The sequence below is a fragment of the Nocardia mexicana NBRC 108244 genome, from assembly GCF_001613165.1.
GTDB classification, from domain to species: domain Bacteria; phylum Actinomycetota; class Actinomycetes; order Mycobacteriales; family Mycobacteriaceae; genus Nocardia; species Nocardia mexicana.
The window spans coordinates 24,582-44,626 of the sequence record NZ_BDBV01000117.1 but is presented as its reverse complement, the minus strand read 5'-3'; the positions used below and the strand labels follow the sequence as shown (position 1 = coordinate 44,626).

Annotated in this window: 18 protein-coding genes and 1 pseudogene; 7 read left to right on the top strand and 12 right to left on the bottom strand. The window is 69.3% G+C overall.

Translation table 11 applies throughout. The features are described from left to right. From aztD to aztB, 3 genes are all read right to left on the bottom strand, one after another. Positions 1 to 1,104, bottom strand: a 1,104-nt coding sequence (gene aztD / locus NM1_RS36260) for a zinc metallochaperone AztD (protein ID WP_068030995.1), incomplete at its 3' end; no start/stop codon positions are given. A gap of 29 nt (positions 1,105 to 1,133) precedes the next feature. After that, positions 1,134 to 2,042: a zinc ABC transporter substrate-binding protein AztC gene (aztC, locus tag NM1_RS36255; RefSeq protein WP_068030992.1), complete on the bottom strand. Its 909-nt coding sequence runs from the start codon at positions 2,040 to 2,042 to the stop codon at positions 1,134 to 1,136. Next, positions 2,039 to 4,003, bottom strand: a complete 1,965-nt coding sequence (aztB, locus tag NM1_RS36250; RefSeq protein WP_246011635.1) for a zinc ABC transporter permease AztB — start codon at positions 4,001 to 4,003, stop codon at positions 2,039 to 2,041. Before aztB ends, aztC begins: the two co-directional genes overlap by 4 nt. 87 nt (positions 4,004 to 4,090) lie before the next feature. On the opposite strand from aztB, the gene aztA reads away from it, so the two are divergent. Further along, positions 4,091 to 4,789 carry a zinc ABC transporter ATP-binding protein AztA gene (gene aztA, locus NM1_RS36245; RefSeq protein WP_068031023.1) on the top strand — a complete coding sequence of 233 codons (699 nt, stop codon included), beginning with the start codon at positions 4,091 to 4,093 and terminating at the stop codon, positions 4,787 to 4,789. A gap of 90 nt (positions 4,790 to 4,879) precedes the next feature. Here the strand turns inward: aztA and ligA are convergent, their stop codons facing one another. Then, a complete protein-coding gene (gene ligA, locus NM1_RS36240; protein ID WP_068031019.1) occupies positions 4,880 to 6,871 on the bottom strand; it encodes an NAD-dependent DNA ligase LigA in 1,992 nt (663 codons plus the stop codon). A gap of 152 nt (positions 6,872 to 7,023) precedes the next feature. Next, positions 7,024 to 7,917 carry an NADP-dependent oxidoreductase gene (locus NM1_RS36235; RefSeq protein ID WP_068030986.1) on the bottom strand — a complete coding sequence of 298 codons (894 nt, stop codon included), beginning with the start codon at positions 7,915 to 7,917 and terminating at the stop codon, positions 7,024 to 7,026. An 86-nt stretch (positions 7,918 to 8,003) separates the two neighbouring features. Here NM1_RS36235 and NM1_RS36230 point away from each other — a divergent pair, with 86 nt between their 5' ends. After that, entirely contained in the window at positions 8,004 to 8,600 is a 597-nt protein-coding gene (locus NM1_RS36230) for a TetR/AcrR family transcriptional regulator (protein WP_068030983.1), read from the top strand. Positions 8,601 to 8,619: 19 nt separating this feature from the next. Here NM1_RS36230 and NM1_RS36225 read toward each other — a convergent pair whose 3' ends face one another. Beyond that, positions 8,620 to 9,297, bottom strand: a complete 678-nt coding sequence (locus NM1_RS36225) for a GntR family transcriptional regulator (protein WP_068030980.1) — start codon at positions 9,295 to 9,297, stop codon at positions 8,620 to 8,622. An 89-nt stretch (positions 9,298 to 9,386) separates the two neighbouring features. Between NM1_RS36225 and NM1_RS36220 the strand changes: the two genes are divergently transcribed. Both NM1_RS36220 and NM1_RS36215 read left to right on the top strand, forming a co-directional pair. Continuing rightward, entirely contained in the window at positions 9,387 to 9,920 is a 534-nt protein-coding gene (locus NM1_RS36220) for a YbhB/YbcL family Raf kinase inhibitor-like protein (protein WP_068030977.1), read from the top strand. 43 nt (positions 9,921 to 9,963) lie between these two features. Continuing rightward, complete coding sequence (locus NM1_RS36215) at positions 9,964 to 10,800, top strand: SDR family NAD(P)-dependent oxidoreductase (RefSeq protein WP_246011637.1); 837 nt, start codon at positions 9,964 to 9,966, stop codon at positions 10,798 to 10,800. A 46-nt stretch (positions 10,801 to 10,846) separates the two neighbouring features. Here the strand turns inward: NM1_RS36215 and NM1_RS36210 are convergent, their stop codons facing one another. Both NM1_RS36210 and NM1_RS36205 read right to left on the bottom strand, forming a co-directional pair. Continuing rightward, positions 10,847 to 12,442, bottom strand: a complete 1,596-nt coding sequence (locus NM1_RS36210) for an ABC-F family ATP-binding cassette domain-containing protein (protein WP_068030974.1) — start codon at positions 12,440 to 12,442, stop codon at positions 10,847 to 10,849. A 210-nt stretch (positions 12,443 to 12,652) separates the two neighbouring features. Beyond that, on the bottom strand, positions 12,653 to 14,212 hold the full coding sequence (locus NM1_RS36205; protein WP_068031014.1) for an MFS transporter: 1,560 nt from the start codon (positions 14,210 to 14,212) through the stop codon (positions 12,653 to 12,655). A gap of 88 nt (positions 14,213 to 14,300) precedes the next feature. On the opposite strand from NM1_RS36205, the pseudogene NM1_RS36200 reads away from it, so the two are divergent. Next, positions 14,301 to 15,592, top strand: a pseudogene (locus NM1_RS36200) (FAD-dependent oxidoreductase). 82 nt (positions 15,593 to 15,674) lie between these two features. Beyond that, positions 15,675 to 16,538 (top strand): class I SAM-dependent methyltransferase, encoded by an 864-nt coding sequence (locus NM1_RS36195; protein ID WP_068030971.1) that lies wholly within the window; start codon positions 15,675 to 15,677, stop codon positions 16,536 to 16,538. 7 nt (positions 16,539 to 16,545) lie between these two features. Here NM1_RS36195 and NM1_RS36190 read toward each other — a convergent pair whose 3' ends face one another. Continuing rightward, on the bottom strand, positions 16,546 to 17,073 hold the full coding sequence (locus tag NM1_RS36190) for a nitroreductase/quinone reductase family protein (protein ID WP_068030969.1): 528 nt from the start codon (positions 17,071 to 17,073) through the stop codon (positions 16,546 to 16,548). Between the two features lie 88 nt (positions 17,074 to 17,161). Between NM1_RS36190 and NM1_RS36185 the strand changes: the two genes are divergently transcribed. After that, positions 17,162 to 17,776 (top strand): TetR/AcrR family transcriptional regulator, encoded by a 615-nt coding sequence (locus NM1_RS36185; RefSeq protein WP_068030966.1) that lies wholly within the window; start codon positions 17,162 to 17,164, stop codon positions 17,774 to 17,776. Here the strand turns inward: NM1_RS36185 and NM1_RS36180 are convergent. The 3 genes from NM1_RS36180 to NM1_RS36170 form a co-directional block, all read right to left on the bottom strand. Next, positions 17,758 to 18,747, bottom strand: coding sequence for an adenosine deaminase (locus NM1_RS36180; RefSeq protein ID WP_068030961.1), 990 nt, complete (start codon positions 18,745 to 18,747; stop codon positions 17,758 to 17,760). The genes NM1_RS36185 and NM1_RS36180 overlap by 19 nt on opposite strands. Before the next feature lie 40 nt (positions 18,748 to 18,787). Then, a complete protein-coding gene (locus NM1_RS36175; RefSeq protein WP_068030959.1) occupies positions 18,788 to 19,105 on the bottom strand; it encodes a hypothetical protein in 318 nt (105 codons plus the stop codon). Between the two features lie 189 nt (positions 19,106 to 19,294). Further along, on the bottom strand, positions 19,295 to 19,909 hold the full coding sequence (locus NM1_RS36170) for a TetR/AcrR family transcriptional regulator (RefSeq protein WP_068030956.1): 615 nt from the start codon (positions 19,907 to 19,909) through the stop codon (positions 19,295 to 19,297). Positions 19,910 to 20,045 lie beyond the last annotated feature (136 nt).

Genomic DNA, 20,045 nt, shown 5'->3' with positions numbered 1-20,045 from the left:
GGTGGCCAGGTCCAGGCGGTGGATCTGCTTGGTGGCGTTGTCGGAGACGTAGATGTCGTTGCCCCGCACGAAGATCGCCGGGCGCGGGTCCTGCCACCGCAGCGGCTCCTCCCACGGCCCGATGACCGGAATGGTCCGCGTGACCGTCCCGGCAGCCGGGTCGATGACGTGGATGCGGCCGTCCGTGCCGAGTACCAGCGCCTCGCCCTGCGGGCCGCGGGCCAGCGAGCGGAACGTGTAGCTGGTGCCGATGTTCACCAGCCGCAGGCTTCCGTCGCGGGTGTCGATCAGCGAGACCTGTTGCGGCCGTTCGAGTTCGGCGTCCTTATCCCGCTTGTAGTCGCCGAGCGCGATCGGGGAGGCATCGGTACCGGCCTGGTTGCCGATGCGCCCGTACGGGTCGGGGCTGGTGACCTTCGTGATGACGCCGTTGCGGTAGACGAGGGCGCCGGTCTGGCAGCCGATGACGACGGCCTCACCCTGCACGGTGGATTCGCCGTGCACGCCGGGGCAGTCCTCGTTGCGCGCGATCTCCTTGCGGTTGCGGTCCAGCACGACGACGCCGGTGCGCTTCTCCTCGGTGCCGAGGGTGACGACGAGCTCCCCGTTCGACAGCTGGATCGCGACGCCGTGATGCGGCGCGGCCGCCTTGTAGGTCTCGGTCTCCGGGGTGCCGTCCTCGAGCCGATGCGGGTCGAACATGCTGACCTCGCCGCTGCCATCGGCGAACAGGACGGTGCGCCCCGCGTGCCGCACCACGTGGCCCGGCTTGGCGGCGGGGAAGGTGGTGTCGGTCAGCTCACCGTGCACGGCGTCGAGGACCTGGAAGCCGTCCTTGGTCGACACCATGACGTGGTGGTCGTCGCCGGCGGGGTTGAGGCGGTTGAAGCCGTCGAGCTTCACCTCGTCCGCCATCGCCAGGGATTTCCCGTCCAGCAGATAGATGCCGCCGTCGTAGGTGACCGCGACCGGATCGATGATCGCCGCGTGGTCGGAATGCTGGTCCGAGTCCGAATCTCCTGTGCCACAACCACTCAGGGCCACCGCGGAGGTCAGTATCGCGGATGCGGCCAGGGATCTGACCGCGCGGGAACGTAACCGCATGTGCTACTCCATTTCTGTTGTTCGATGATCTAGGGCGCCGTCAGGCCGCGCACGATGGCCTCGGTGTTGGCGCGCATCATGTCGAGGTAGGTGGGAGCGCCGCCGCCGGGCTCGGTGAGCGATTCCGAGTACAGGGGGATCACCCGCACCCGCAGGCCCGCCTGCTCGGCCAGGACACGGGCCAGCCGGTCGGGCTGGGAGGAATCGGCGAAGACGGCGGGAACGCCCGCGACGCGGACGGTTTCGGCCAGTCCGGCCAGGTCGGACGCGCTGGGTGAGGCGAGCGTGGTGCCGCTGGGGACCACCGCGCCGATCACCTCGAATCCGAATCGCTGTGCCAGATAACCGAATACGTGGTGATTGGTGACCAGTTTGCGCCGTTCCGGAGGCAGCGCCGCGAACTGCTCGGTCATCCATCCGTCGAGGCGGTCCAGTGCCGCCCGATACCGGGAGATACCGGCGCGCGCGGCATCGGCGTCGACCCCGTCGATCCCGGCGACCCGGTCGCCGATCACCTCCACCGCGCGGCGCACCCGCGCGGGATCGGTCCAGAAGTGCGGATCCGGCTTCCCGCCCTCCGCGCTCCGGAACCGGATCGGATCCACCTGCTCGCCGACGGAAACCGTTGTCACCCCGGCCTCTTCGGCGGCACGCACATGCCGTTGCACGCCCTCTTCCAGGCCGAGACCGTTGTGGATCAGCAGCGCGGCGCGTTCGATGCGCGCGGCCGTCTGCGCGGAGATCGCGAACTGGTGCGGATCGGCGTTCGGCGGCATCAGCACCGTGACCTCGGCCGTGTCACCGACGATCGCGCGTGTGATATCGCCGAGAATATTGGTGGTGACGACGATCTCGGGGCCGCCGTCGTGCCGATCGGCGCAGGCGGGCGCCACGGCCAGGACGAGCACTGCGATACACGCTCGGATCACGGTTCTCATCGGCCCGTCTCCACCATGTGCGCGGGGGCGATGTCGAGGGCGAAAGTGCGTGCGCGGCGCAGATTGTCGCGGTAGTCGATCTCGTACACCGCACGGGCGTTCGCGTCGTTGACGTAAGCGCGACCGGTATCGATCTCGATCACCGGTGATGGTCCGCCGTCCGGAACGGGACCGGCGAGCAGCTGCGTCTGCGCGGTCTGCGCCCCCGTGCCCGGATCGTGGCCGTGCAGCACGCCGTCGCGGGTCAGGGTGAGCAGCACGCTGCCCTCGCCCGCCGTATTGGCCGCAACCACCGGCCCTGTCTCCACCAGTCGCCATGTGCGCGTGCGGATATCCAGCACCCATATGCCGCGCTCACCCGCCCGCGCGACGAGCGTGGTGCTGCCGGGCCGATGTGTGAACTCGATCGCGCGCTCCGGTTCCGGCACCGGTTGCGGATAGGCGATCTTCACGGCGTCGAACCGGCCTTCGGAGGCGGTCACCAGCACGGCGCCGTCGGCGCAACCGACAACCAGCCCGCGCCGAGTCACCGCGGAACCCCGTGGCGCAGTACATGTCTCGGTCAGCGGTGCCACCACCGCACCGTCCCGGTTGCGGACCTCCGCACGGCCGGTGTCCTTCGCGACCACGGCGATATGTTCGGCATAGGGAACCGCGACGGCATTGCCGAGCACACCGCGCTCGGTGATCCGGCCCGCATCCAGCGCGGCCCGGTCCAGCAGGGTGGTCCCGGAATCGGTGACCACGGCGGTGACGACGGGATCGCTGTGCGTCGCGACGAGCCCACCGCGTTCCAGCGTGCCGACCTCGCGGATCGCGGCGCGGTAGTAGTGCATGTGGTCGCCGTGGTCCACGGTCCACGCGCCGCCGTCGACGATCCGCACGGCGGCACTGCTCCCGAGATAGGCGAATCGGTCGTCGCCGGAGATCCCGGTCGGGCCCGGCGCCCGGCCGCCGTCGGTGACGGTGCCCTCGATCAGATCGACCACCCGGACCGCTCCCCCGGCGTCGGCGGCCAGCACCCGGGTCTGCGGCGCATCGGTCTCCTCCGCGCCCTCCACATAACCGTGCGGCGTCTCCGTGACCGACGCGGAATCGCCTGTGTCCGAACCGCATCCGGCCAGCGGCAGCACGGCGATCAGGGCGCCCAGCAGCGCCAGCGCGTTCGCCCCCGGCATGCGCATCCGGTCACGCAACCACGCCGCCGCGGCCGAGGCGAAGAACACCGCGACCGCGACCGCGACGATGGTCGCACCCGCCGCTGTGCCCGCGTGCCAGGACACCAGCAGGCCCGCCACGGTCGAGAAGCCACCGAACAGCGCCGCCAGCACCATGATCACCGGGACCCGGTCGGCCCAGTAGGTCGCCGCCGCCGGTGGCGCGATGAGCAGGCCGAACACCAGCAGGGTGCCCGCGACGTGGAAGGACGCGACGATCGCCAGGGTCAGCAGGCCCAGCAGTGCCGCCTGCGCCCACCGCGGCCGCAGCCCCAGCGTGTGCGCCTTGCGCGGATCGAACGCCAGCGCCAGGAACGCGCGATGTCCCAGCACCGCGATCACCGCCGCAACCGCCAGTGCCACAGCGAGATAGCCGAGATCCCGGTCTCGAATGGCCAGCACGTCCCCGAACAGGAATCCGGTCACATCGACCGCGAACGACTGCGATCGCGACACGATGATCACACCCGCCGCCAGCATCCCCACGAACACCAGACCGATCCCGGTATCGGCGGAGAACCGCGGATTACGTTGCAGCGCGGTGACGCCCAGCGCCATCGCCGCCGCGCTGCACGCGGCGCCCACCAGCAGATTGCCGCCGAGCAGCGACGCCACCGCCACCCCCGGCAGCATCCCGTGCGCCATCGCATCACCGAGAAACGCCATACCGCGCACCACCACCCACGTACCGGCCAACGCGCACACGCAGGACACCAGCAGCCCACCCCACAGCGCTCTCTGCACGAAAGACACCTCGAACGGGGCAAATAGGACATCCATGGCGCGACACTTTATAATGGAAATGATTTTCAATACAAGTTAGGTGATGTGGTGCACAAACGGAAGACCCCGGCAGTCCGGATCGACGCGCTCTCGGCGGGGTATCGCTCGCAGACCGTGCTGCACGAGATCACCACCGTCATTCCCGCCGGTCGGGTCACCGCGATCGTCGGCCCCAACGGGTCCGGCAAGTCCACGCTGCTCAGCGTCATCGCCGGGGTGGTCTCCCCCGCGGCCGGAACGGTCCAGCGCAGCAGCGACCGGCGACCGGCCTTCGTGGTCCAGCACAGCGCGATTCCGGCGACCCTCCCCCTCACCGTCCGCGACACCGTCGCGATGGGTCGCTGGGCACACCGCGGCCCCTGGCGGCGCCTCACCCGGACCGACAGCGCGATCGTGCAGTCCTGCATGGAACGCATGCGCATCGCGGACCTCGCCCGCCGCCGCCTCACCACCCTCTCCGGCGGTCAGCGGCAACGGGCCCTCCTCGCCCAGGCCCTCGCGCAGCAATCGGATCTGCTACTCCTCGACGAACCCACCACCGGATTGGATTCCGAAGCCCAGCAACAGATCTCCCACACTCTCCGCGAGCTGGCCGCGGACGGAACTGCCGTCGTCCAGGCCACCCACGATCACCGCGAGGCCCTGCGCGCCGACCACTGCGTGCAACTCGACAACGGCCACCTCACCGCCGCGGGCGCACCGTCCGACGTCCTGCTCGGCGAACCATCGCTCCGCGCAGACCGATGAGGCACCGACCGCGGTTCCGACCCGCCACCATCTACCCGGACTGCGGCACAATCGTTTTCGACGCGGCGTGCCGAAGCAGAGTGCCGTGGTTCAGACGACCTTGGCGTCGATCAAGAGCTTCCAGATCTCGCCCTGGTCGACGACCTCCACGCCGAGCTTCTCCGCCTTGGTCAGCTTGCTCTCGCCGACGCCCGCGCCGGTGATGAGCAGGTCGGTGTTCGCCGAGACCGACGACGCGGCCGTGGCGCCCGCCTTCTCGCACAGGCGCTGGAATGTCGGGCGGGCCACCTTCTCGCCGGAGCGGGGGTCGCTGATCGCGCCGGTGATCACCACGGACTTGCCCGCCAGCGGGGCGCCGGCGGCGACGACCGGGGGCAGGTCCTCCTCGCGGACGTCCAGGGAGACGCCCGCCTCACGCAGCCGCCGCAGCTCCGGGCGGAGCCGGGTGAGGTGCGCTACCAGGGAGGCGGCGACCTTCGGGCCGATATCCTCCACCGCGACGAGCCCCTCTTCGCCCGCGTCGGCGACCTCCTCCAGGGAACCGAAGCCCGCGCGAGCGAGGCGGGCGGCGGTGCCGTCGGAGGCCATCGGAATGGCCAGGCCGATCAGCGCGCGGCGCAGGCCGACCCCGCGGCTCGCATCGATCGAGTCGATCATGCGGGTGGCCGAAACCTCCCCGATGCGGTCGAATTCGAGCAATCGCTCCTTGGTCAGCGTGTAGAAGTCCGACGGGTGTTCGAGGATGCCCGCCTCCGCAAGGCGTTCGATCCATACCCCGCCGACCGCGTCGATATCGGCGGCCGCCCGCGACGCCCAGTGGATGAGCCTGCGCACCGTCTGCGCGGGACAGGACACGTTGGTGCAGAACAACTCCCGGCTGTTGCCCTGCTCGGTCACCGGTTGCCCGCACGAGGGGCATGCGGTGGGCGGCACGATCTCGCGCTCGGCCCCCGTGCGCTTGCCGGCGTCGAGCACACCGGCCACGAACGGGATCACGTCACCCGCGCGGCGCACCAGCACGGTATCGCCGATCTTGATGTCGCGGGCGCGGATCACCTCCTGGTTGGCCAGCGTCGCCCTCGTGACCGTGGTGCCGCCCACGAACACCGGCTCCAGCCAGGCGACCGGGACGACCTTGCCCGTCTTGCCGACATCCCACACCACGTCGGCCAGCAGCGTCGTCTTCTCCTCGGCGGCGAACTTGAAGGCCAGGGCGCCGCGCGGGGAACTCGACCGCGTCCCGGCCGCCGCGTAGGCGTCGCGGTCGGCCAGCCGCAGCACCGCGCCGTCGAGGTCGTAATCGAGGTCGTTGCGCCCCTGCTCGATCGCGGTGATCGCCGCCTGCGCCTGCGCGGCGTCGGAGCAGTGCCGCATCCGCGCGCCCGTGATCCCCAGTGCCGCCAGCCCCTCCTCCAGATCGACCGCGGCATCGCCGCCGGAGGTGTCCAGGTCGAAACCGTAGAACTGCAGGCGGCGCTCGGACACCGTGGCCGGATCCTTCGCGCGCAGCGTGCCCGCGGCCGCGTTGCGCGGGTTGATCAGCGGCTTGTCCGGATGCGCGGTGTTGTAGGCGGCGAAGGTCGACCGCAGCATCACCGCCTCGCCGCGCACCTCCACCCGGCCCGTGATGTCGATCCGCTCCGGGACACCATCCACCAGCGCGCGGACCAGGATCGTCACATCGTCACCGGTGGTGCCGTCGCCCCGGGTCACCGCGCGCGCGAGCCGCCCGTCCTCGAACACCAGGGACAGCGACAGGCCGTCGAGCTTCGGCATCACCACCACCGACTGGCCGGGAAAGCGGTCGAAGAACGCCACGACCTGCTCGGGCTTGGTCGCCTTCTCGAGCGACAGCATCGGGCGCGCGTGCCGGATCGGGGCGTGCAGCACGGCGGGCGCACCGACCTGCTCCAGCGGATTCGGATCCGGCGCGAGCTCCGGATGCGCCTCGATCAGGCCGCGGAGTTCGTCCTCGATCGCGTCGTACTCGGCGTCGGCGACCAGCGGCGAGCCCTGATAGTAGGCATCGCGCAGCGCCACGATGCGGTCCGCGAGCTCCCGGATGCGTTCCCCTGTTTCCACAGCACAGACGCTACCGACACCCACCGACAGCGTCGTGCGGCAGAGCCGATCCCACCGCTTTCCGGCGGTCGCCTCGATCAACTCGTAGAGCAGGTCGAAGCGGGCGCCGGTTCACAACGAGCGCAAAGACCTACGCCTGCACGGTATCTGGTTCAGACGAGCAGCACCCGGCGCCCGCGGGTATGCCCGGCCTGGCTGTCCGCATGTGCCGCCGCGGCGTCGGCGAGCGGGTACGACCGGTCGACCGGTATGTGAAGCTTCCCGCGCGAGATCAGGTCGACGGCCTCGGCGAGCGCCTCGGGCATGCTGCCGCCGACCCCGGCGAATCGGATACCGAGCATCGGCGCCTCCAGGTCGGCGATGGTGATCACCTTGTCGGGATCCCCGGTCAGGTCGAGGAGCCCGCGAACGACGCCCGCGCCGTTCAGGTCGACGGCGGCGTCGATCGGTCCGAGCCGACGCACCCGTTCGACCCAGCCCGCGCCGTAGGTGGTCGCGATGGCGCCGAGGCCGCGCACGTACTCCTGGTTCGCGGCCCCGGCAGTGCCGATCACGCCGATTCCCCGGTCGCGGGCGATCTGCAACACCGCCGACCCGACGCCGCCCGCCGCGCCGCTGACCAGCAGCGTCTGCCCCGGCTGAACCCCGACCAGGCGGAGGACCCGCAGCGCGGTCTCGACCACGGACGGATATCCGGCCGCCTCCGCGAAGGTCGACCCGTCGGGTAGGCGCGCCCAGGAGGAGAGCACGGCGAACTCGGCGTAGGTGTTCGAACCTCGGCCGAACACCGGCGCGCCGACCTCGATACCGGTGACTCCGTCGCCGACCTCGTCCACGATGCCCGCGGCGTCCTGCCCGACGCCGGCGGGCAGCTCGATCGGGCGGATCCGCCGGAACTGGCCCTCGCGGACCCGCCAGTCGTGCGGATTCACCCCCGCCGCCCGCACGGCGATGCGCACTCGACCGGGACCGGCGTGGGGCTCGGCCACCTCGGTGAGTTTCAGGACATCAGGGCCGCCGTATTCGGCGAAGCGCTGCGCTTTCATGAATCGACCGTAACGCTAACGGTTAGTTTTTTGCAACGGTTAGCTTTTAGCGGCGGCTACAGTTTTGTAGCTGATAGCATCACGGGATGACCGTCCCGACCGGGCGCCGGGAGCGCAAGAAGGCCGCGACCCGCCAGAAGATCGCCGACGCCGCCCTGCGACTGTTCCTGGAGCAGGGGTACGACGCGGTCGGCATCCGCGACGTCGCCGCGGCGGCCGACGTCGCCGTGACCACGCTGTTCTCCCACTTCGCCTCGAAAGAGGCCCTGGTGTTCGAGCAGGACGAGGATTTCGAACAGGGCCTGACTCGCGCGGTCACCGACCGAGCACCCGACGAGCCACTCATCCCCGCGCTGCGCCACGAGATCCTGGCCATGGTGCGACACTGCTCCGCCGACGGCGCCGCCCCGATCTGGCACATGATCGACCGAACCCCGGCCCTGCGGCAGTACGAGGTGTCGGTCCGGCTGCGCCACGCCGAATCGCTGGCCGCGGCCATCGCCGCCGATTTCGACCAGCCACCCACCTCCACAACCTGCCGGGCCATCGCGAGGTTCGCGATCGACGCCTATTCGGTGGCCCGCGAGGCACCCGACCCGGAGGCCGCCGTGGACGAGATCTTCGAGATGATCGAGGCGGCCTGGGAGGCCACGCAGCTGTCCCCACGGCCCCGCACGGCGTGAGGGGCGGCGGCGAAAACCGTTACGGCTGTGCCAGGGCGTCGGTTGTCAGGGTGAGGTGTCGGGTCAGGATGTCGGCGGCGGTGTCGGGGTCGCGGGCCAGTGCCGCCTCCTCCAGGCGGCGGTGTTCGTCGATGCCGTCGCGGTCGGGATCGCGGTGGGCCGACCAGCGGCGAACGAGTTCGCTGGCAACCCAGAGACGGTCGAAGGTCTCCAGCAGCACCGGGTTGCCGCAGCCCTCCAGCAGGGTGCGATGGAACACCCGGTGGGCCTCGGCCCATTCCTCGCTGTAGTACTCGCCGTCGTCCGGGGTGAATACCGGCGTGCGCGCCAGGCGGTGGTGGGCGGCTCGGACGTCGCCCTCCCAGCCGACGTCACCCCGTTCGATCGACATGCGTAGCACCACCGGCTCGATGGCCCGGCGGGCCTCGCCGATCTGCTGCCAGCGGTGATCGGAGAACGCCGGGACCGCGAAGCCCCGATTGGTCAGCCGCTCGGCCAGGCCCTCGCCGACCAGCCGCACCAGCGCCTCACGCACCACCGCCAGGCTCACGCCGCGCTGCCTGGCGAGATCCTGCGGTTTCAACGCGGCACCGGGCGCATAGTCGCCGCGCATGATCGCGTGCCGCAGGTGTGTGTAGACCTGCTCGGAGAGCATCTGCTTCTCCGGCGAGGCGGGGGTGCGAGCTGTCGGAGTCATGAGCAGATCATAGACGATTCTCAAAATGATCGATTATTTCTGCTATCGTCGATCTTGCATGTTCCGAACGACCCGAAAGGCGCGACACCATGAGCGCAAACAACCCCTTCGCCCGGCTGCCCGAGGCGGCCTCGTTCACGGTCACCAGCACCACGGTGAGCGACGGCGCCGCCTGGCAGCCCGAGCAGTGGTCCTCCGGCGCCCCCGGCGGCAAAGACGTTTCCCCGCAATTGAGTTGGAGCGGCGCCCCGGCGGGCACCAAGAGCTACGCCGTCACCGTCTACGACCCCGACGCCCCCACCGGCTCCGGCTTCTGGCACTGGGCCGTCGCCAATATCCCGGCCTCGACCACGAGCCTGCCCGAGGGCGCCGGGGACGATACGGGCGCCGGCTTGCCGCCCGGTTCCTTCCAACTGCCGAACGACGCCCGCCTGCCCCGGTACATCGGTGCCGCCCCGCCCGCGGGGCACGGCCGGCACCGGTATTTCGTCACCGTGCACGCTCTGGACATTGACGACATCGGCGTCGCCGCCGACTCCACGCCGGCCCTGCTCGGATTCACCATGGCGGGCCACACCCTGGGCCGGGCAACGCTTGTCGCCACGGCGGAGACAGCGCAGTGAGCCCCGATCGGGAAACCGGGAGACGAGACCGCGGGGAAAGGCTATGAGCGACAACACCATCGATCACATGGCCGATCGCACCGTGCTGATCACGGGCGCCACGGACGGGCTCGGCCGGGCACTCGCGGTGCGGCTCGGCGCGGCGGGTGCGCGGCTGATCCTGCACGGCCGCAACGCGGATCGGGCCGCGGCGGTCGCCGCCGAGATCACGGCGGCGGGCGGATCCGCGCCGGAGATCGTCCTCGCCGACCTGTCGCACCTCGCGGCGGTGGAGCGGCTGGCCGACGAGATCATTTCCCGCACTTCACGATTGGATGTGCTGGTGAACAACGCCGGTACCGGCGGCCGACCGGACGGCACACGCGCGCTCAGCGCCGACGGCCACGAACTACTGTGGGCGGTCAACCATCTGGCCCCCTACCGGCTGACCCGGCGGCTGCTTCCGCTGCTGCGGGCCGCCGCCCCGGCACGGGTGGTGAACGTGGCCTCCGCCGGTCAGCAGGAGATCGACCTCGACGATCCGACCCCCGAGCACGCCTACGACGTGTACACCGCCTACTGCCGCGCCAAGCTGGCGATGATCATGGCGACCATCGCGTACGCCGAGGAGCTCGACGGGACCGGCGTCACCGTGAACGCCCTGCACCCGGCCACCCTCATGCCGACGACCATGGTGCTGGGATCCGGTGTCACGCCGATCGGCACGGTCGCCGAGGGCGCGGCCGCGACTCTGCGGCTGATCTGCGAGCCGAGCCTCTCGCAGACGACAGGCCGATATTTCAACGGCACCAGGCAGAGCCGACCGCACCCGCAGGCCGACGATCCGAAGGCGCGCCGCCGCCTACTCGAGATCAGCGACGCCGCGATCGATCGGCCCTGAAATCCGCCGGGCCCGGTAAACCACGCCGGGCCCGGCGGATTTCGTCTCACAGCGAGTCGCGCCGCTGGAAGCCGCCGTCCGGATCGAGCTCGATGACGGTGTCGATGCCGATCCTGCGCAGGAACGGATAATCGTGGCTGACAACGAGAATCGCGCCGCGATAATCGGCCAGCGCCTCGACCAACTGGTCGACGCTGGCGATATCGAGGTTGTTGGTCGGCTCGTCCAGGATCAGCAGTTGTGCGGGCGGATCGGCGAACAGCAAGCGCGCCAGGGAAACTCGGAAGCGTTCCCCGCCGGACAGGGTCGAGACCGGCCGTTCGACGCTGCTGCCGCGCAACAGCAGCCGGGCCAGCCGATTGCGGATCGTGCCCGGCGCGATGCCGGTCGCCACCGCCTGCACATTCTCCAGCGCACCGGCCCGCTCGTCCAGATTGTCCAGGCGCTGCGGCAGATACCCGACGCGGTCGGTGAACAGCGTGCCGCGGTCCGGATCCCCGCCCCGCATCAGGTTCTCGATCAATGTCGACTTCCCCGCGCCGTTGCGCCCCACCAGAGCGACACGCTCGGGCCCCTGAACGACGACGCCGCGGTCACCGTCCCGCAGTTCCGCGATGCGGCGGGTGCGCGGCACATCCGGATCGGGCAGCTCGAGACGGATATGCTCCGTGCGCCGGACCCGGGCCGCGGCGGCATCCAGAACCTCTTGGGCCGCAGCGACTTTGGCGTCCAGCGTGGTGCGCATCGCACCCGCCGAGCCCTGCGCCCTACTGGCCCGGTTGCCCGCCAGGATCCGGGGTATGCCGCCGTTCTGCTGGGTCGACCGGGCGGTGCGTTCCCGCCTGGCGAGCTTCGTCTCGGCCTCCTGGCGCTGCCGCTTCTCGACCTTCAACGCCTGCTCGGCGGTGCGGGCCGCCTGTTCGGCCGCCGCCTGTTCCTGCTCGACGTGCCGTTTCCAGGCGCTGTACGGCCCTCCGAACACATCCAGGGTCGCGCCGTGCAGTTCCGCGGTGGCGTCCATGTGCTCGAGCAGTTCGAGGTCGTGACTCACCACGACCAGGGTGCCGGGCCATCCGTCCACGAATTCGGCCAGCTTGGCGCGAGTTTCGCGGTCGAGATTGTTGGTCGGTTCATCGAGCAAGGTGATCGGCGTCCGCCGCACCCGCAGACCGGTGATCGCGACCAGCACGGCCTCACCGCCCGAGATCTCCGCCACCCGGCGGTCGAGATCCGCTGCGCCGAAACCGATCTCGTGCAGCGCCTCATCGGCGCGGGATTCGATATCCCAGTCGTCGCCGATCGTCTCGAAGTGCGCCTCGGCCGTATCGCCGGACTCGATGGCACGCAGCGCCGCGAGTTTGCCCGCGATACCCAGTAATTCGGCGACGGTCTCGTCGCGGCCGAGGGTGAGCGTCTGCGGCAGGTAGCCCACCTCACCGGTGGTCTCGATGCGCCCGGACGTCGGGGCCAGGATGCCGGCGATCACTCGCAGCAGCGTCGATTTGCCGGAACCGTTGCGGCCCACCAGACCGGTGCGCCCGGCGGGCAGGGTCCCGTCGAGCCGGGACAGCGCGACGGTGCCGTCGGGCCATTCGAAGGACAGGTTGTGCAGGGTGATCGCCGATGGCGTGGATGTGGACATGGGTGGTCGACTCTTTCCTGCTCCCGAAGGAGCGGGCCGCGGGGTCTGGTGACAGTGCGGAAGCAGACGAAGGCGAGTTGGGCGCGACAATGCCTCGGAGTGGTCCACTACGGGACACCGGGAGACAGATACGAGGAATGCGCCGCCTTCGACCGGCGGCTAGAGTCTGTCGACTTCCTCGATGAGCACGTGACCACCCTACCAGCGGCGTCAGCGGGACATCGGCTCGCGCGTGCTCGGTCGGCGCCTCGTGGCGTCGATCGCGGCGAAGGCGGCCGCGGCCAGGATCAGTACGGCCGAAACCAGCAGCGCCATGTCCAGCCCGTGCAGGAATGCCGCCTTTCCGGTATTCAGCACCTCGGACACCTTCGACAGATATCGGAGATAGGGACCGATATCGACGCCCTCGGGGATGCGGCCGCGTTCGACGGCCTCGACGGCATCGGGCTGCAATGTGGTCGGCAAGCCCAATTCGTCCATCCGCGCCTTCAGATCCGAGGTGAGGAACGCGTGCACCAACGCCCCGAGCACGGCGACACCGAACGCCGAACCGACCTGGCGCATCGTATTCGTCACCGCGGCGGCCATACCCGAATGCTCCGCCGGCACCCCGGACAGCACGGCAGCCGTCAACGGCACCACGGCGATTCCGAATCCGAGCCCCGCCACCGCCATCGCGGCCGCCAGCGACCCGTCCTGCAGCGGGCCGGACAGGGCATGGCGGGTCAGCAGCACCCCGGCGGCGCCGACCACACACCCGACGACCATCGGCGTGCGGGCGCCGCGACGCCCCACCCAGAAGCCCGCGGCCAGCGATCCGATCGTGATCGCAACGGCCATCGGCGCGAAGACCGTGGCCGTGCGCGCACCCGAATACGATTGCATCACTTGCAGATACAGCGCCGTGAAGAAAAAGATCGAGAAGACGCCGAAGTAGACGGCGAAGGCGACCACCAGCGCGCTCCGCACCACGGGCGGTCGCAGATATCGGAAATCGACCATCGGCGCCCGGGCCCGCTTCTCCACGGCGACGAGACCGGCCAGCGCCAGACCACCGAACACGAACAGCGCGACCACCGACGGCGCGCCGTAACCCCTCTCCTCACCGGAGATCGCGGCATAGATCACCGAACCGAGACATGCGGCGCCGAGCGCGAATCCGGCCCAGTCGACCGGCCCCCGCGGCGGGTCGGAGCTTTCCGGCACCGACCACAGCGCCGCCACGAGCGCCACCGCCCCGATCGCCAGGTTGAACCAGAAGATCGAGCGCCATCCGTACGCGTGCACCAGCACTCCGCCCAGTACCGGTCCGGCCGCCAGCGCCAGTCCCGACACCGCCGCCCACACGCCGACCGCCCGCGCGCGCACCCGCTCGTCCGGGAAGATGTGCCGCAGTATCGACAGGGTCCCCGGTTCCGAGGCGGCCGCTCCCAAGCCCATGATCGCGCGACCGGCGATGAGCATCGAGACGCTGCCCGCGATCGCCGCGATCACCGATCCGGCGCAGAAGATCACCAGTCCGACGATCATGACCCGCTTGCGGCCCCACCGGTCACCGAGCGAACCGCCCGCCAGCATCAGGCTGGCGAAGACCACGGTGTACGCGTTCACCACCCACTGCAGCAGCACCACGTCGGTCCCCAGCTCCTGCCGGATATCCCCGAGCGCGACACTGACGACCGTGGTGTCGAGAAAGGTGACGAACAGGACGGCGGTCAGCACGGCCAGCGCGACACCCGGACGCGACCCTGTGCCCGGTGTGCTCTCCATCGACGCCACCGGCACAGGCTACTGGCCGGGGCGGACAGGTCGATGGCCAACACCGAGAAACTGAAACACGTTATAGTTCGCTCTCGTGATGGTTTGGGATGACGCCACGGACGTGCTGATTGTCGGGTACGGCGCCGCCGGCGTATGCGCGGCGCTGGAGGCTCGGGCGGCGGGAGCGGATGTCCTCGCGGTGGACCGTTTCAACGGCGGCGGGGCCACCGAGCTGTCCGGCGGCATCGTCTACGCGGGCGGGGGCACCACCATTCAGCGCGAGGCGGGCATCGACGACACGGCGGACGCGATGTTCACCTACCTGGCCCGCGAGGTCGGCGACGCGGTCCGACCCGAGACACTGCGGAGTTTCGTCGATTCGAGCCCGGACATGATCGACTGGCTGATGGGGCACGGCGTGCCCTTCGAAGCATCGGTGTGCCCGTACAAGACGTCCTATCCCGACAATCGGTACTACCTGTACTACTCCGGCAGTGAGTGTTCGGGCGAGTTTCGCGCGCTGACACCGCCGGTGCAGCGCGGGCACCGCGCGAAGGGCCGCGGGGCCTCCGGCAAGATGATCTATCAGCCGCTCGCCCGGTCCGCGGCACGCGCCGGTGTCCGGTTCCGCCCGCACACCAGAGTGGTGGCCCTGGAGAGCGACGGCGACGGCCGGGTCATCGGTGTCCGGGCCCGCAGCATGGCGCATGCGCCGCTGCTCATCCGCAAGCGGTTCGCCGCTATGGCATCCATCGCCGCCAAGCCCGGCATCTACTACCCGCCGCTGCGCCGCGTCCTGGAACGTCGACTCGACGCGCTCGAGCACCGCTACGCGCGCGAGGTGCGGATCCGAGCGCGTCACGGCGTAATCCTTTGCGCGGGTGGATATATCGCCAACCAGGACATTCTGGCGCGGCACGCACCCGGATACACAGGAGGCCTGGCACTGGGCACCACGGGGGACGACGGCTCCGCCATCGAACTGGCCGTGGCCGCGGGCGCCGTGGCCGACCGGATGGACTGGAGGCCACGATCCGGGCGCACAACGAGGCCATCGCCCGCGAGGAACCGGATCCGATCGGTAAGCCGCGGGAGTTCACCCGGCCGATCGAGCAAGGTCCGTTCACGCTGCTGGACATGTCGGTCCGCCCGAAACTGACCAACCCCTGCCCCATGTTCACCCTCGGCGGCTTGCTCGTGGACGAGGACACCGGCTCGGTGTCCACTGCGACGGGTGAGCCGATCCCCGGACTCTACGCCGGCGGCCGCACCGCGATCGGGATCTGCTCCGAGTCCTACGTCAGTGGCCTGTCGATCGCGGACTGCGTATTTTCCGGTCGTCGCGCCGGAAGGTCCGCGTCGGCCCGACTGTCCGAGGTCGCGGGCTGAAACCCGTTACGCCCCCGGACATCCCGTAAAGAATCCGGGTTAGGCCGAAGCACCCGCGACGTTCATGATTAGGGTCTCGATCATGGAGAACGACGGACCCAGTCGGACGGCGCTGATCACCGCGTACGCCCGCGCCTATCATCAGATCGCCGACCGGCCACAGATCTTCACCGACCCGCTGGCGGCGCGTCTGCTCGGTGTCACCGCGGCGGAACTGACCGAATTGGGCACGTCCACGAGCGACCGCCTGAGTCCCGCGGTCAGCGATCGGTCCCGCCGCTTGTTCTTCGCCGCCCGCGCCCGCTTCGCCGAGGACGCCGTGGCCGCCGCCGTCACCGCCGGCGTGCGGCAGGTCGTGGTCCTCGGCGCGGGCCTGGACACCTTCGCCTATCGCAACCCACACCCGGACCTGCGCGTCTTCGAAGTCGACCACCCCGCCACCCAATCGTGGAAACGCGAACGCCTGGCCGCCGCGGGAATCGACCGCCCCGAGACGTTGACATTCGCGCCGGTCGATTTCGAAACCCAAACGCTGGCAACGGGTTTGGAATCCGCCGGATTCGAACGAACCGGCCCGGCCATATTCGTGTGGCTCGGCGTCGTGTACTACCTGACCCCGGACGCCGCCCGCGCCACCCTCGAATACATCGCCGGTCAGGCCCGGCCGGTCGAGGTGGTCTTCGACTATCTGCAGCCTGCGAACAGCGACGAGAGCCGCGCGCACCAGCAGGCCCGTGCCGATCGGCTCGCCAGCGTCGGCGAACCCTTGTTCAGCTACTTCACATCCGACGATATCGCCGCGCAGCTGCACGCTCTCGGCTTCACCGGTCTCGAGGACCACTCCGCCGCCGACCTCATCACCGGCTACCTCCAGGACTCCGAACCCTCCGGGATCGAACCACCCCGCACCCTGGGCGCGAATCGCATACTGCGCGCGAGCCGCTGAGGACCGCCTACCGCGCCTCGTTCCCAGGAACTCGCTCCAGCACGACGACCGGAATCTGCCTGCCGGCGGCCGCCTGGAACTCGGCGAACTTCGGGACGAGCGCTATCTCTGCCGCCCAGATCCGTTCACGCTCCTCGCCTTGCGCGAGGCGGGCCACGACCGCCACCGTTTCCCTCCCCGTCTCGACCGTGACCCGGGGATTCGCCATGAGGTTGCGATACCAGGCCGGATGTTGCGGACTGCCACCATGGGTGGCGAAGACGGCCCAGCCGTCGCCAACGGGCAGGTAGAACAGCGGACTGATCCGTTCCCGCCCGGTCCGGGCCCCGACATGATGCACCAAGATCAACGGCATGCCCGGTCCGTCGAAGCCGGAAATCCGGGGTGGGACCGGGCGGCCCGCGGCGAATTCGGCCTCGCTACTCCAGGCCGCATACCCGGCGTTCGCCCGGACCTCGGCGATGATTCGGGCGTTCCAGCCGGTGATATCGGGAACCTCGGCCTCGTGGGCGGCGGGGGTGGACGGATCAGACATGACATCCCATTCGCTATCCGGAGCACTTGCTCCTCAAAGCTAGCACAGAGCGGAGCATGCGCTCCGCATAAGGAGATATGCTGGTCGCATGACGGAAACCGGATCGGACAGCGCCACCCGGCGACGCGCGCCCCGAGCGGACGCGATCCGCAACCGTGAAGCGATCATCGAGGCCGCATCGGCCGTGCTGGCCGAGCAAGGTACCGCGGTCGACGTACGCGAGATCGCCCACCGCAGCCGAGTGGGCATGGGCACCCTCTACCGGCACTTCCCGAAAAAGGAGGACCTCGTACAGACGGTCCTGCGCAAGGACTTCACCAGGTGGGCGGAGTCCGCGCGGACGGCCGCCGCCGACGCCGAAGATCCCTGGGCGGCACTGATCGACTTCTACGAGCAGGCACTGACCGGCTACGCACACCACCGCGCGATCATGGAGCACTTCGCGATGGCCCTGCCGGTGCCCGACACGGACGGCCTCGGGCAGCTTCGCCTCGTCATCGAGGAGCTGTGCGTCCGCGCCGCGGGTTTGCTGCGCCCCGGAGTGACCGCCGACGACCTACTGCTCCTGCTGGTCTCGCTGGGCCACGCCGTCCAGATCACCGACGAGTGCCGCCCGCACATGTGGCGCCGACTGCTGCGCATCTCCCTCGACGGTCTTCGCGCCGACCTCGTCGAGCCGCTTCCCTACGGGACGGCGAGGTAGGCGTCGAGTTCGGCGAGGTAGGCCGACTTGGTTGCCTCGTCGAGGAAGGACGCCTCGAAGGAGTTGCGGGCGAGGGTGGAGATCTGATCATCGGTCAGCGCCAGTGCGGCCGCGGTCGCCTCCAGGTTTTCCTGCACGTAGCCGCCGAAGTAGGCGGGGTCGTCGGAGTTCACCGTCGCGACGAGACCGGCCTCGAGCATGCGGCGCAGCGGGTGCATGCCGAGATGGTCCACGGCACGCAGCCGGACGTTCGAGAAAGGACACACCGTCAGCGGGATCCGCTCCGTCCGCAGCCGTGCGACCAGCTCCGAGTCCTCCATCGACCGGATGCCGTGATCGATCCGCTCGGCGCCGAGCACGTCCAGCGCCTCGCGCACGTAGGCGGGCGGCCCCTCCTCCCCGGCGTGGGCGACGCGGTGCAGCCCGAGTTCGGCGGCGCGGCGGAAGACCTGAGCGAACTTCGCCGGCGGGTGACCGACCTCGGCCGAATCCAGGCCGACGCCGATGAGCTTGTCGAGGTGATCTTCCGCGGCGTCCAACGTCTCCATCGCCGAGTCGGCCGACTGATCGCGCAGGAAGCACAGAATCAGCCCCGTGCTGATGCCGTACCGCTCACGACTGTCGGTCAGGGCCGCCGACAGTCCCGCCACGACGGTCTCGAACGGGACACCACGCACGGTGTGCGCCTGCGGGTCGAAGAAGATCTCGGCATGGCGCACGCCGTCGGCCCGCGCCCGGCGCAGATACGCCTCGGCGAGGTCGGTGAAGTCCTGCTCGGCGCGCAGCACCGCCATCAGTTCGTAGTACAGGTCCAGGAACGACTGCAGATCCGCGAAGGCATAGGCCGCGCGCAGCGCCTCGGCGTCGGCAAAGGGCAGATCGATACCGTTGCGCCGGGCCAGCGCGAAGGCGAGTTCGGGCTCGAGGGTGCCCTCGATGTGGAGATGAAGCTCGGCTTTCGGGATCGGCATCCGGCCAGGCTACCCGTCCGTTCACCGGCGGATTCTTGGATCAGCGATAGATGTAGACGCCACCGTCGCCGAACGGAATGGCACGGTCCACGGCGTGCGGAACGCCGTTGTCGTCGTTCTGGGTGCAGTCGTGGGGGAACAGCGAGTAGTGGCCGTCGCCGCCGCTGCACATGAGCGGCCGGCTGGTGCCGTACGGACTGATCAGGATGCGTGAGGACAGAATCACGTTGTTCTGCGACGCGAACCTGCTCGACCAATCATGCGGACCGAACACGTCATTCGAATCGGCGGAGGCCAGCGGCGCCGCAGCGAGCAGAGCGACGGTGGCAATTCCTGCACAGGCGAGTACTCGTTTCATGCGACTACTATCGCCCATCTGGAACTATCCATTATCGCGAACGCGAGCTTCTGGCACACGGCTCACAATCCGGCTCGAGGTGTACGACAAGTCACACCGCCATCTAGATCGGTGCTTCAGGCACCCGGCACTTGTCAGCGAGGTAGGCACCGACCTCGCCGAGCTGATTCGCGCTGTCGGCGAGTGTCGTCACGGTGCTCTGTGGAGGGCGGCCGTGGCCTGCTCGACGAGCCAGTGTTCGGCTTGCTCGAAGGTCCAGCCGTTGTCGTCGACGAGGGTGAAGAAACCGGCGTAGCCGAAGTAGAACCACAGTATGTCGGCGGCCCGCTGGGTTGTCATCTTCGGGTGCAGGCCGCCGGCCTCGCTCACATGCGTTGCGACAGTTGAGATTGCGTCGCGATAGCGTTGTGTCGCGACGTGCAACGCCTCGGCCGCCTCGGGATTGTTGGGAGCGGTGGCGAGCACGACCCGCATGATGTCGCCGTAGTCCTGCCGCATCGTCGCGACCACGCCGGCCACGTACCGCAGAATCTCGTCGGGATCGGTGAGCGCGGATTGACGTTCGAGCGCCTCGGCGACGATCGGAGCCTCGCTCCACAGGTCCACCAGCGTGCGCAGCAGCCCCTGTTTGCCGCCGCCGACGGCGTACACGGTCGCGGGCGCGACACGCGCCTGCTTGGCGATCTCCTCGACCGTGGTCGCGAAGTAGCCCTGCCGGGCATAGAGCCGCCGGGCAGCATCGATGATCGCGGCCCGGGTCGCTTCGGCGTACTCGGCCCGGCGTGTCTTCGGGGCTTCGGTCATATCCAGTCAGCATAGCCACGCGATGGTCATTAGAGTAGCGAGCCGCTAATCAGAGCTTTACTCTGATAAACAGTCCTCTACTCTGATATGCAGTTCTGACTGCGACTTTCAGCAGCCAACGTTCGAATCGAGGTGC